9 protein-coding genes and 1 tRNA gene are annotated in these 12,820 nt (G+C 53.1%); 4 read left to right on the forward strand and 6 right to left on the reverse strand.

Annotation, left to right across the window (positions count from 1 at the left end; translation table 11 throughout):
- Positions 1-417 precede the first annotated feature (417 nt).
- Both ENN66_08920 and ENN66_08925 read left to right on the forward strand, forming a co-directional pair.
- Positions 418-2,532, forward strand: coding sequence for a methyl-accepting chemotaxis protein (locus tag ENN66_08920; GenBank protein ID HDS16707.1), 2,115 nt, complete (start codon positions 418-420; stop codon positions 2,530-2,532).
- A 101-nt stretch (positions 2,533-2,633) separates the two neighbouring features.
- Positions 2,634-3,107, forward strand: a complete 474-nt coding sequence (locus ENN66_08925) for a hypothetical protein (protein HDS16708.1) — start codon at positions 2,634-2,636, stop codon at positions 3,105-3,107.
- Between the two features lie 76 nt (positions 3,108-3,183).
- Here ENN66_08925 and gmd read toward each other — a convergent pair whose 3' ends face one another.
- Entirely contained in the window at positions 3,184-4,269 is a 1,086-nt protein-coding gene (gmd, locus tag ENN66_08930; protein HDS16709.1) for a GDP-mannose 4,6-dehydratase, read from the reverse strand.
- Between the two features lie 260 nt (positions 4,270-4,529).
- Between gmd and ENN66_08935 the strand changes: the two genes are divergently transcribed.
- Entirely contained in the window at positions 4,530-5,195 is a 666-nt protein-coding gene (locus ENN66_08935; protein ID HDS16710.1) for a hypothetical protein, read from the forward strand.
- Positions 5,196-5,206: 11 nt separating this feature from the next.
- Here the strand turns inward: ENN66_08935 and ENN66_08940 are convergent, their stop codons facing one another.
- The 4 genes from ENN66_08940 to lptG all read right to left on the reverse strand — a co-directional run bounded on the left by ENN66_08940 (position 5,207) and on the right by lptG (position 11,810).
- Positions 5,207-7,528, reverse strand: a complete 2,322-nt coding sequence (locus ENN66_08940) for a DNA translocase FtsK (protein HDS16711.1) — start codon at positions 7,526-7,528, stop codon at positions 5,207-5,209.
- A gap of 63 nt (positions 7,529-7,591) precedes the next feature.
- Positions 7,592-9,196, reverse strand: coding sequence for a ribonuclease J (locus ENN66_08945; GenBank protein ID HDS16712.1), 1,605 nt, complete (start codon positions 9,194-9,196; stop codon positions 7,592-7,594).
- A gap of 149 nt (positions 9,197-9,345) precedes the next feature.
- The gene (locus ENN66_08950; GenBank protein ID HDS16713.1) at positions 9,346-10,371 is read right to left on the reverse strand and encodes a peptide chain release factor 2; all 1,026 of its coding nucleotides are present in this window, start codon (positions 10,369-10,371) and stop codon (positions 9,346-9,348) included.
- Between the two features lie 329 nt (positions 10,372-10,700).
- The gene (lptG, locus tag ENN66_08955; protein ID HDS16714.1) at positions 10,701-11,810 is read right to left on the reverse strand and encodes an LPS export ABC transporter permease LptG; all 1,110 of its coding nucleotides are present in this window, start codon (positions 11,808-11,810) and stop codon (positions 10,701-10,703) included.
- A gap of 183 nt (positions 11,811-11,993) precedes the next feature.
- Here lptG and ENN66_08960 point away from each other — a divergent pair.
- Positions 11,994-12,070 (forward strand) — tRNA-Met (locus ENN66_08960).
- Positions 12,071-12,487: 417 nt separating this feature from the next.
- Here ENN66_08960 and ENN66_08965 read toward each other — a convergent pair.
- On the reverse strand, positions 12,488-12,820 hold a 333-nt coding region (locus tag ENN66_08965), incomplete at its 5' end, for a DTW domain-containing protein (GenBank protein ID HDS16715.1).

Here is a 12,820-nt window from a genome sequence, read left to right on the forward strand (position 1 = left end):
GACCTATCTCTAACGCGGGAGCAAGCCCCGCGACCCAAAGGCCACCTTTCGGCCCGCACCGGACGACACTTCCGCTGGTTGCAAATCAGTCCCCGAACAATTCAGCCAACCTGGATATGCTGATTTTCCCGGTTGAATATGAGTTTGTACGCGCGGGGCAGAATAGACAAAGGAACTCTAACTATTACGCTGCATAACGAACGCAAGTCAATCTAAATTTCTTGCACACCACCTCGCGGCCCTCTAAAAAAGAAGTTTAAACGGAGCGTTCCAAGGCAACCTCTCGCTCCGGAGAAACGCTGGTCGCGCCGTAGGGCAAGCCGCGAGAACAACAAAGTAACACTTTTTTATAAATAGGGGGTTTCTCTTGATTGACGAAGGAAAGCTAAACATGATATTCGGAACAGCTGCATTAGAATGAATCCCTTTGTCAGCAGAAAAGTCTTTACGACACCAACCAACGGCCACGAGAACACTCCATCAACCCGCAACCCACGTGCACCTCAAAACAGAAAGAAGCCAGATTCTATGAAAGCATCCTTACTTACCAGTATCAAGGCAAAGATCATCTCACTGATGCTGCTGGGCATTGCCGGCATGGTGATCAGCACCGCGACCAACACCTTTTTCGATCATCAGAAAAACCGCAACATTGAAATCGGACGGTACAGCCAGCAGATTTCGCAGATTATTCTCGAATCAATGATGCTGGAAGAGCTTTTCATCGGCAGCAGCGACAATGAGCTCCTGCCCAGAATAGCGGCCCTGGACGAAGAAATGAACCAGACCCTGGAAGCCATCAAAACCGCCAGTGAGGTTCCGGAAATTCTGAAAGCCGCCGATGACATCGCCACCCTGAACCGCGGTCATGACGAAATGTTCCATACAACCTCAGCAAAGCTCACCCTGTTCAACCAGATCCAGGAAAAGTTCAAGAACACCGATGACCAACTCATCGAGGCCTTGCAGATGGTTATCAACCGGATCAACGCCAAAGAAACCGCCCTGCTCATCGATGACGAATATCTCCCCAGCGAAGAAAAGCTGATGCGGGAAAAGATGAAGGACTTTATTGCCTTTGACAGCGGCAAAACCGTCAACATCCTCAATCTCTTTATCTTTGCCGATGTGGAAACCTACCAGAAGCGGAGTTTGGCCTTTGCCAAACAGCAGGACAAGATGATAGAGGAACTCACCAATATTCTGGGGCTGGCCAAATCAGACTATCTGAATCAGGCCTGGAGCAAAATTTACGGCCTGATCAAGAACAACCGAGAACAGGAAAAACTCCTCTTTGAAACCTGGAGCGCCAAACAGAAACTGCTGGGGGAATTAAAAAGCAACGGCAGCCGGATTCAGGTCGCTGCCACCCGTATTGTCAACCTGACCAAGGAAAACATTGAACAAAGCAAGCGCAGCAGCAACATGATCGTGACCGCAATCTCCCTGCTCGGCCTGGCGGCCATGATCTTCGTCGGCGTCATGATCATCATCGCCATCGTCAAACCAATCAACACCACCGTTAACATGCTGAAGGATATCGCCGAGGGGGAAGGGGATCTGACCAGCCGCCTGGAAAGTAAAAATCGGGATGAAATCGCTGAATTGGCGCACTGGTTCAACCTGTTCATCGGCAAGGTGCAGACGATTATCAATGAAGTCGCGGCCCAGGTCAGTCAGTTGAACAGCTCCGCCGCTCAGCTCTCCCAGCTGGCCACCGGCATGTCCGCCGGGGCCGAACAGGTTCTGAGCAAGGCCAACAATGTCGCGGCGGCGGCGGAGGAGATGAGCGGCAACACCGGTAACATCGCCGGAACCACCGGTCAGGCGGCGGAAAATGTCAACCTGTCGGCCACCGCGATCCAGGAGATGACCACCGTCATCAACGAGATCGCCGGCAACACCGCCAAGGCCAGGGCCATCACCTTCGAGTCGGTGAATCAGACCAACAACGCCAACCGCCAGGTCAGTGAACTTGGGGCCGCCGCCCAGGAAATCGGCAAGGTCATAGAATCGATTTCCTCGATCTCCTCGCAGGTCAACCTGCTGGCCCTGAACGCCACCATCGAGGCGGCCCGGGCCGGAGAAGCCGGCAAGGGCTTTGCCGTCGTGGCCAACGAAATCAAGGAACTGGCCCAGCAAACCGCCGCGGCGGCGGATGAAATTCAGGAACGCGTCGAAGGCATTCAACATTCGACCGGAGGAACCGTCAAGGAGATCGAAGCGGTAACCCTCAAGGTCAACGAAGTCAACGAAATTGTTTCCACTATTGCGGCGGCGATCGAAGAACAATCGACCACCACCCGGGAAATCGCGGAAAAAATCGTCGGGGTTTCGGAAAATCTCAGCGAGGTCAACGATAACATCAATCAGAGTTCAACCGTGGCCGCCGAAATCGCCGCCGAGATTGCCGAGGTGACCGGCGCCACCCGGGAGCTGACCGATAACAGCACCCAGGTCAAGCAACAATCAAGTGATCTGACGCAACTGGCTGCACAACTTGATAAAATCGTCAGACAATTCAAAATATAAAACATAAGGAGGACCGCTCGAAAAAAAACACACATGAGGAACACTTCAGTTTCGGCCAAAAAATAACCTTAACCTGAAAACAAGCACTAGGAAGGAACAACATGAAAATGAAACGGATTTTACTGGCAACGATTATTCTGGCGGCTTCACTTATCGTCTGCAGCGGCATAACCCTGGCCGGAGATTTCGCGACCACGGATGAGTGTATCAGCATGTGCAAGAAGGCTGTAGCCATGTACAATGAAAAAGGCGAGGAAGCCACCTTTCAGGCCATCAACGACCAAAGCGGGCCTTTTGTCTGGAAAGACAGCTATGTTTTCGCCATGAACGCTGAAAACGGGATCATTCTGGCTCACCCCATGAAGCCCGGCCTGATCGGCAAGGATCTGCTGGCTTTAAAAGACATTAACGGAACCATGATCTTCGTCGAACTTTTAAAGGCCGCCAAAGCCGGAGAAGGCTGGGCTCATTACATGTGGCCGAAACCGGGTGAAAAACAGGCCAGCAAAAAAGCTTCCTACATCTATACGATTCCGGGGACCACGATCGCGATGGGCGCCGGGGCTTACGAATAAGCCCCGACTTCACCCTCAAAAAAAGGGAGGCTAAAGCCTCCCTTTTTTTAACCCCAGGCCATGATTCGTCGAGCGGCTATTCTTCATGCGTGTAAACGCGAAACCCCTGTTTCCGACAATAGTGATCGCGCTCGGCTTCGCGCAGGTCCTCGGCAACCATCGAGCCCACCATCTCGGCAAAACCGATCGCCGGCTCCCAACCCAATTTCGCCAGGGCCTTACTTGCATCACCAAGCAGCAGATCAACCTCGGTCGGACGGAAATAGCGGGGATCGACTTCAACCCGAACCTTGCCGCTGGCTTTATCAAAACCAACTTCATCAACGCCGTTTCCACGCCAGCCGATCTCAACGCCGATTTCGTCAAAGGCCTTTTCCACGAACTCGCGCACCGTCCGGGTCCGGCCGGTGGCGATGACAAAATCATCCGGCTCGTCCTGCTGCAGCATCAGCCACATGGCCCGGACGAAATCGGCAGCATGGCCCCAATCCCGCTGAGCATCAAGATTCCCCAGGTAAACCTTTTCCTGAAAACCCAGTTTGATACGAGCCACAGCCCGAGTGATCTTGCGGGTGACAAAGGTTTCCCCCCGCAAAGGGGATTCATGATTAAAAAGGATGCCGTTACAGGAAAACATGCCGTAGGCTTCGCGATAATTAACCGTGATCCAATAAGCATAAACCTTGGCCGCACCGTAGGGGCTGCGAGGATAGAAAGGCGTACTTTCCCGTTGCGGGGTCTCCTGGACCAAACCAAACATTTCGCTGGTCGAGGCCTGATAGAAACGAGTTTTTTTTTCGAGACCGAGAATACGGATCGCCTCAAGCAGCCGCAGGGTGCCGAGCGCATCGCTGTTGGCCGTGTATTCCGGGGTCTCAAAGGAAACCTGAACATGGCTTTGCGCCGCCAGGTTATAGATTTCGTCGGGCTGCACCTCCTGAATGATACGAATCAGATTCGTGGCATCGGTAAGGTCGCCGTAATGCATGGTGAAACGAACATTCTTCTCATGCGGATCGCGATAGAGATGATCGACCCGGGCGGTGTTAAAAGACGAAGATCGACGTTTGATACCATGAACTTCATACCCCTGCTTGAGCAATAATTCCGCCAGATAAGCGCCATCCTGTCCGGTGACTCCGGTAATCAAGGCCTTTTTCAAAACTCATTCCTCCCGAAAAAGCAAGATCCATCGCATTGGTTAATATTATCAGTAAGACCCAGAATCGGCTTGCGCCGGGTAAAGCGGATAGGGTATAAAAACCACATCCTCAAAAAAACCATCATAACCATCATAACCCATAACCATCATTTTTGAGTCATGCAGGCCACACAAGGTAAAACGGACCCATGAGAAGAAGCTTGATGGGCAGAGATTGGCTTTTTCGCACTCGGAATTCAGGAAACAAGGGGGGTGAAGGTATGAAAAAAAAACTGTTGCTCTTCATCCTGCTGGCCCTAGCCGGTTGCGGAACCAAAGGCGGTATGGAAGGAATTCTGACCTCTTCGGATGTTCTCATAGTCCAGCACCATATCCGTGAACATTATCGCTGTCTGGAAACGCTCTGCCAACGACTCTACCTGAAAAACCCCAAATACGAACCCGACCCTAAAAAACGCGAGGCCAGACTTAACGCTGTTTTTTATGGTGACGGAACCCTGGCAGAGCCCTGGAACCGACGAGCCTCACATGAAATTCTGACCGCGGTTTTCGATCCGGCCACCACCTATCCCGATCGCGTCGCCCTGCTGGCCTTGGGGCTGCGCCGAAGCATCGATGAAGGCTACAATCAGACCGGTCCCGACCAAACCATGTTCACCAGCCTGGAGCTTTCCCTGGAAAGGCTGAAACGTCTCCACAGCAATCTCAACCAAGTCAACTGGCGCCTTAAAAGCAGCCGCAACTCCGAACAAAATCTATATTTTCTCACCAACGAAGCCGATCCGGCCGGGCACCTCAACATGGGCTATGAAGTGCTGATGACCCGGGTTCTGACCCGCATTGAAGATGATATCTTCATGCGCGGCGGCAATCCGCCCAATCTGGTTTTTCGCATCTCGACCATGTTTCTTTCCCTGTTTCTGTAGGGCCTCGCCAATCAGTCTATCGGGGCGACCAGAACCTTGCGCGGCTTACTGCCTTCCGCCGCACCGACCACCCCTTCACGTTCCATGGTTTCAATAATCCGCGCGGCCCGATTGTAACCGATACGAAATTTGCGCTGGATCATTGAAGCTGAAGCCCCCTTGAGCCGGGTGACAAAATCCACGGCCTGATCATACAGCTCATCATAGCCATCCTCATCGACCATTTCTTCCAGATCCGACGCCGTCCGGGCTCCATTTTTGCCTTTAGCCTTAGCGGCCAGAGCGGCTTCATGCTTTTTCAGCATCCCCTCCTGATACTCAGGCGCGCCCTGCCCTTTCAGATAATCCGACAGTGCCTTGATTTCATCATCACTGATAAACGCGCCGTGCAGACGGGTAAAATTCGAGCTGCCAGGACTCAGCAGCAACATGTCGCCGTTACCCAGCAACTGTTCGGCTCCGGAGGCATCGAGAATCGTACGCGAATCGATCTTAGAGGAAACCCGAAAGGAGATCCGGGCCGGGAAATTGGCCTTGATCAGTCCGGTAATGACATCCACCGAAGGCCGCTGCGTAGCCAGAATCAGATGGATTCCGGCCGCTCGAGCCATCTGGGCCAGACGGGTAATCGACTCCTCAACCTCTTTCGAGGCAACCATCATAAGATCGGCAAGTTCATCTATGATGATCACAATATAGGGCAATTTTTCGTGAACCACGTCCTCCAGAACCTCGTCGCTCTCAACTGGGGAGAGATTCTTTACCTGCGCTCCCACCGGAGAAACCGGACGTTCCCGCTGACCGGACTGTTTTTCCACAAAACGGTTATAGGAAGAGATATTGCGGGTTCCGGAAAGCGACATTAGACTGTAACGACGCTCCATTTCCTCCACCGCCCAGCCCAGAGCCGCCGCAGCCCGCTTGGGATTGGTGACTACCGGCAGAAGCAGATGCGGAATATGATCATACACCGAAAGTTCCAGCCGTTTCGGATCGACCATAATAAATTTGACCTCTTCCGGAGTCAGCTTGAAAAGAATACTGCAAATCAGGCAGTTAATACCGACACTTTTCCCTGAACCGGTGGAGCCGGCAATCAGCAGATGCGGCATTTTCGCCAGATCGGCCACCATCGGTACGCCGTCAATCTCTTTGCCCAAAGCCAGCGGCAAAGCACTTTTCCCCTGTTGAAAGGCGGAGCTTAACAATAGTTCCTTAAAATTAACATCCTCTCTTTCCAGATTGGGAATCTCGATCCCGACCACCGCCTTGCCCGGAATCGGAGCCACAATGCGCACCGACATGGCGCTCATCGCCAGAGCCAGGTCATCCGCCAGCGAGCTGATCCGACTGAGCTTAACTCCGGCCGCCGGTTGAAATTCGTACATGGTGACCACCGGGCCGGGATGAACCGCAACCACCTCGCCGATCACTCCGTAATCACGGAGTTTGTTTTCGAGCTGCTGCGATTTCAAACGCAGGCTGTCGGGGTCGGTGCCTTTTTTCCGGCGCGGCGGCGGATCGTCAAGCAGATTCAATCCGGGCAGGGTTATGCGACCCTTATCCCGCAAAAACGGCAGGGTTTCCTGCCGCATCGGCGGCAGGACCTTTTTCTCGTTGTGAGGCTGACCGATTTTAACCTTTTTCAGTCTTTTTCTAGCATCTTCGGGGCTGTCCCCATGGTTGTCGGCGCTCTCCTTCCCTGCTCCTCTGCGCATCAGAGCCAGAAAAAAAAGCAACAGCTGCCGACCCCCCAACCACAGACCCCGGCCGGCGGCCAGCAGACTGCCGGCAATCAGAACGGCAACCCGCAGGGGTGAAATATGCGTCGTGACAATCAAGGCCAGTGCGAAGAAAATCGCCATCAACAAATAGGTCCCGATCGGGTTGAAAAAATCAAGCAGTACCTTGCTGATCAGCTGCCCGGCAACTCCACCCGACAAAACCTCGATGCCCTGCACAACCCAGACAGGTACCAATAGAGCACTCCAGACGGCGGTGCAGAGCATCAGGAATCCGGCGCCGACGAGACTGGTTAAAGAGGGAAATTTACGGCCGCTGACCAGACCGATAAAGACTCCAACGAGATAAAACGGCAGGATGAGAGCTCCGAGACCAAGCCCCTGCAGCAGAAGATCAGCTACCAGAGCGCCGCTGCGACCGCCCAGATTAGCGATGGTCGGTTCACCTCCACCACTGTGATTCAAAGATGGATCAAGCGGAGAATAGGAAAGCAGCGCCAGCAGAAAAAAAATTGCCAGGCCCAGAAACAGAATTCCGATCATTTCGGCTTTCCACTCCTGGCGCTTGATTGTCAACCTCGGCAAAACCATTGTTTTTAAGCGACGACCTTTCTTTTGCAGGAACCTGAGGTTACCGCGTGATTCGGAAAAAACCTACAATTCGATAATCACCGGCAGAATAATCGGTTTTTTATCAAGGGTGGCGCGAATATATTTTTTGGCGGCCCGGCGTAAGACGGCCTTAACTTCGATCCAGTCAAGACGCTCGACCGGCGGAATCTGTTGCAGGGCCGCTGTAACCACCCGTGAAAGTTCATCCAGAATAATTTCATTCTCATCGGCAATCAGCCCCCGGGTGATCACTTCGGGACCGTAGACAACCTCACCGTTGACTTCGTTGATTCCGACCGCAATCAGCACCATACCATTCTGGGAAAGATGACGTCGATCATGCAGGGTGGCAGAATCAATCTCGCCGACCCCTTTGCCGTCGACCAGAACCTTGCCGTGTTCAATCCGCCCGAGACGGCGCAGGCCACGCTCGTCGAGTTCCACCAACTCCCCGTCGGTGATCACCAGGGCCCGATCCGGCGCCACTCCCTGAGCCACGGCCAGACGGGCATGCAGATCAAGATGGCGATATTCGCCATGAACGGGAATAAAATGGCGCGGCTTAACCAGACGCTGAAGCAGGATCAGCTCATCCCGGAAAGCATGCCCCGAAGCATGCGTGAAGGCCAGAGGAGAATAACAAACCAGCGCTCCCTGACGAAACAGGCGGTTAATCAGGTTGCTGATCGCCTTTTCGTTGCCGGGAATGAAGCGGGAAGAGAAGATCACCGTATCCCCGGGCGCAATCTTAAACCATTTACAATTATCCGAGGCCATCAGGGAAAGCCCGGAAAAAGGCTCGCCCTGACTGCCGGTCGTGATCACGAGCACGGTTTCCGGGACCAGGTCTCCAACCGCTTCGATATCGATCAGGGTATCCTCGGAAACCTTGAGCATGCCGATACCGCGGGCGATATCAATATTGCTGAGCAGACTACGACCCAGAATCGCCACCTTGCGACCATTTTCCGCCGCCAAGCTGATAATTTCCTGCACACGATTGAGATTCGAGGAAAACAAGGTCACGATGACCCGGCCCCGGGCTGCCCCGAAAAGCGCCCTGAAAGCCTTCTTCACCTCAGCTTCACTGGCCGAAAAACCATCCCGTTCGACATTGGTACTGTCCGCCAACAGGAGAGCGACGCCTTCTCTGCCGAGCTGGGCAAAACGAGCGAGGTCGGTTTCCTCGCCCCCGGGTGAACTGTAATCGATCTTGAAATCTCCGGAATGAAGAACCAGGCCGGCCGGAGTCGTGATCGCCAGCGCCACCCCCTGGGGAATGGAATGGACTACCGGAATGAATTCAATCACGAAATTATGCCCGGAGATACTCTCTCCAGGCATAATCACGCGCAGATCGCAATCAGCCAGCAGCTGATGTTCCTCAAGGCGACGCCTGACCATGGCAATCGTCAATTCGGTCCCGTAGACCGGGACTTTGAGCCGGGGCAGGATAAAGGGCAGCGCTCCGATATGATCCTCGTGCCCGTGCGTCAGGATAATCCCCTGAATGCGGTCTTTTTCCGCCAGCAGTACGCTGATATCGGGAATCACTAAATCGACCCCGAGCATATAAGGTTCAGGGAACATCAGGCCACAGTCAATAATGAAGATTTCTTCACCATATTCCAGGGCCAGCAAATTCATGCCGATTTCACCGAAACCGCCAAACGGCAACAGTCGCAGGCCCTCAGGATTAGGACTGAGAGGCGTATCCGATAAGATCCGGTCTGACAGCACGCTTCGCGCTCCTTATCGACAACAGGGAAAAACCGACCTCGACCGCCGGGGCCAAGTTACTGCGCCAGCTGCATCTGCTGCAGCAGAAAAGCCTCGACAAAAGCATCCAGACCGCCATCCAGCACTTGATTGACACTACCGGTCTCACAGTCGGTACGATGATCCTTAACCAGCTGATAGGGGTGCAGAACATAGGAACGGATCTGACTACCCCAGGCAATCTCCATTTTACTGTTTTCAATACGATCCTGGGCCCGGCGGCGTTCTTCCATCTCCTTTTCGTAAAGCCTGGCTTTCAGGATTTTCATGGCCATGGCCCGGTTCTTATGCTGAGAACGCTCATTCTGACACTGAACCACAATTCCGGTCGGCTGATGAGTGATGCGCACCGCGGAATCGGTTTTATTGACATGCTGTCCTCCGGCCCCGCTGGCCCGGTACGTATCGACCCGCAGATCGCTGTCGTTAATTTCGACTTCAACGTCGTCATCAATCTCGGGGCAAACATAAACCGACGCGAAAGAGGTATGTCGCCGTTTGCCGGCATCAAAAGGAGAAATGCGAACCAGCCGATGAATGCCGGTCTCCGAACGAAAATTTCCGTAAGCGTGATCTCCACTGACGGTAAAGGTAACGCTTTTGATACCGCCCTCATCCATCGACAGGATATCGACAATCCCGGTCTTCCAGCCCCGTTTCTCAGCCCAGCGCAAATACATTCGCAGCAGCATTTCAACCCAATCCTGGGCTTCAGTGCCGCCGGCGCCGGCGTTGATACTGACAATCGCGTTACCGTCATCATGCTCGCCGGACATCATTTTTTCCAGGCGCACCATGGTCAGGTCCTGTTCAAGCCGGGCAAGCCTAACCCGAAGTTCCGCCAGACTCTCGGGATCGTTTTCTTCATGCAGCATCCCGGCCAGCAACATCACCTCTTCGAGACCGCTTTCAATTGCCTGCCAGCGATTGATTTCCCGACTCAGCCGGGTCCCTTCCTGAAGAACCTCGCGAGCTTTGGCCGCGTCGTTCCAGAAATTTTCGCCGGTACTTATTTCCTCAATTTCGCTGACTCTCTCCCGCATTTCAGCCAGATCAAAGATACCCCCTGTAGGTATCAACAGTTTCCTGCATTTCTTTCAACAAATCCTGGGTTTCCTGCGGTATGGACATTTATATCTCCAGTCAAAGATTAAATCATTTCAATTTACAAGTAAGCCAGTTCAAAAGCTGATTATTTTCACATCTGTAACCGCGTAGCAGCCCTGGAAGGCTATTCAGCCAACCCGGAAAATCCGGGGACACGATCCCGATTTCCTGCCGAAATCAAGTCAGATCTCCAATCTTCTTGATTTTCGCGGCAAACGACGCTGAATAGTTACAATTTTTTCAGCAACGAACGCTCGTCGATGTCTCAGGCAAGGCTCCGCCGAAACATGAAAAGGGCAAAAAGACCATAGACCAGATAGGGCAGCGCGGCCGCGCTCAAGGGGCTCAACAGGCGTCCCTGCCCCAGAGCCAGCGACAACGACAGAGTGATCCAGAAGGAGAAGCCCAGCCCCAGACTGATGGCTATGCCCCGCGCCGCGCCGCCGTGACGCCGTGACGCCAGGGAAAAGGGTACCGCCAGCAAAACCATCAACAAACAGGAAACGGGATAAAAAATCCGATTATAGATTTCCACCGTATACTCCATATAGGCAAGGCCGGCATTCTTGGCTTTGCTTACATAGCGGCTGAGTTCCGACAGCGACATGCGGTCGGGCTCCTTGCGGGGCACCATAAAATCGGCAAAGGACTCGCTTAAAACTATCTCAAGATTATCGGCCCGCTCAAATCCGGCAAAGTCCGTAAAACCGTCCCGAAAATAAAAATCACGTATAAAAACCAGCTCACCGACCCATCTATGCTCCGTTTCATGGTAAGAAAGCTTCTCGATATCGAGACGTCGCCGTAGACGTCGATCCTCGGAAAAATTATACAGCAGAGCCCGCTCGATGGTTCTTTTTTCCGGATCGAGCCCTTCGAAATAGTAGATAGCGGACTTGCTGACATACCATAAGCTCTTAAGATTGTAAAGATTCTTCTCTTTTTTCCCCTTGATGACAACCGTTTCCAGATAATCCGCCTGCAGGCTGGTAACCGGCACGACATGGTCATTGATGAAAAACGTAAGCAAGGCCAGCACCAGACCGGCGGCCGCCAAGGGAGCGGTCAGCCGGGCCATGCCGATGCCACCCGCCTGCAGGGCGACAATCTCGTTATGCTGAGCCATACCTCCCAAGGCCAGCATGGTTGCCAACAATAGGGCCAGGGGAATAAATTTACCCACAATGAAAGGTATCTGATTGAGCAAAAAAAGCAGCAACGGAAAAATGCCGGCCTGATTCTCCAGGGCATTGTCAACCTTGGAAAAAAAGTCAACCAGCAGATAGATGGAAAGCAGGGCCAGCAGGCTCAGAAAAAAAAGCCCCAGCATCTCCTGTAAAAGATAACGGGAACAGATCCGCATGCAGACAAACATGACCTTTCAACTTAATTTTCAACCCAAGCAGACCGTGATATAATAACCTTTAAGAAAGCTAATTGCAACCAAAGCCTGAGAAACGCGGCCGCTACGGCAAAAACATATTTTCTACTTGACATATCGCCGTGAAGCTGTTAGACAGTCAATCCTTCTGACGCAAGCTAACCGTCGGGAACATGTTGCGGGGTAGAGCAGCCAGGTAGCTCGTCGGGCTCATAACCCGGAGGTCGTTGGTTCAAATCCAGCCCCCGCTACCAAACAATTTTAAGGGGTTACAGATTTCAGTCTGTAACCCCTTTTTTGTTTTTCAGGCCGAATTCCTGGACTGCGTGGCCAAGTACGACCGGCCTTACACCTTCTTTTATTTCGATCCGCCCTACTGGCATACCCAGGGCCACGTCAACCCGTTTCCGCTCGAGGAATACCAGGGCCCAGGCCAAGACTATGACCGGTCCAGGACAAGGCCATTTTAAGTATCAACAATTTCCCTGAGATGCGGGAGATCTTCGCAAACTTCAGCAACCGCTAGATATCACGAGAACATTCTACGTTAAAATCAACCGCACAAAATAACATCTTGAGACCGCTTCCGCAGCCATACAGATGGAAAGTCAAGACCGATCACGATGGCCGACTAGAGACCAGCTGGTCGCCCCCGTTGTTAACCCGGAATTTCAATTCAGGGGAGGAATAACGTCCATGAACACACCGTTTTTTCGGCCCCGCGCGGTCAAGGTGTTGCAAACCATCAGGCGAAACAAGGATTCCATGCCCTCCTGCACGGCTGTCGATTCGATAATACCAAGAGCTCTGGCGATGGCCTCGAAGGTTGACAAACCGTAAGCATGGACTTCCCTGCGAATTCGCCATTCCGACCTGCGACCTTCCGGCAAGCGCACCATTTCGGCGTGCTCGATACCGGGAAGTCTTTTCCCCATCCGGGCCGACTGACTCCAGGTGCCATCAGGCACAACCAGAGAGATGGTCCTCGGGTCCCGTGGTATCGC

The sequence above is a fragment of the Pseudomonadota bacterium genome, assembly GCA_011049115.1.
Lineage (GTDB): Bacteria > Desulfobacterota > Anaeroferrophillalia > Anaeroferrophillales > Tharpellaceae > DSCM01.

Coding starts and splice junctions, on each gene's coding strand:
- ENN66_08920 (HDS16707.1), top strand. CDS start 418: ATGAATCCCTTTGTCAGCAGAAAAGTCTTTACGACACCAACCAACGGC.
- ENN66_08950 (HDS16713.1), bottom strand. CDS start 10,371: ATGCGGGAGAGAGTCAGCGAAATTGAGGAAATAAGTACCGGCGAAAAT.
- ENN66_08945 (HDS16712.1), bottom strand. CDS start 9,196: ATGAATTTGCTGGCCCTGGAATATGGTGAAGAAATCTTCATTATTGAC.
- ENN66_08935 (HDS16710.1), top strand. CDS start 4,530: ATGAAAAAAAAACTGTTGCTCTTCATCCTGCTGGCCCTAGCCGGTTGC.
- ENN66_08940 (HDS16711.1), bottom strand. CDS start 7,528: ATGGTTTTGCCGAGGTTGACAATCAAGCGCCAGGAGTGGAAAGCCGAA.
- lptG (HDS16714.1), bottom strand. CDS start 11,810: ATGTTTGTCTGCATGCGGATCTGTTCCCGTTATCTTTTACAGGAGATG.
- ENN66_08925 (HDS16708.1), top strand. CDS start 2,634: ATGAAAATGAAACGGATTTTACTGGCAACGATTATTCTGGCGGCTTCA.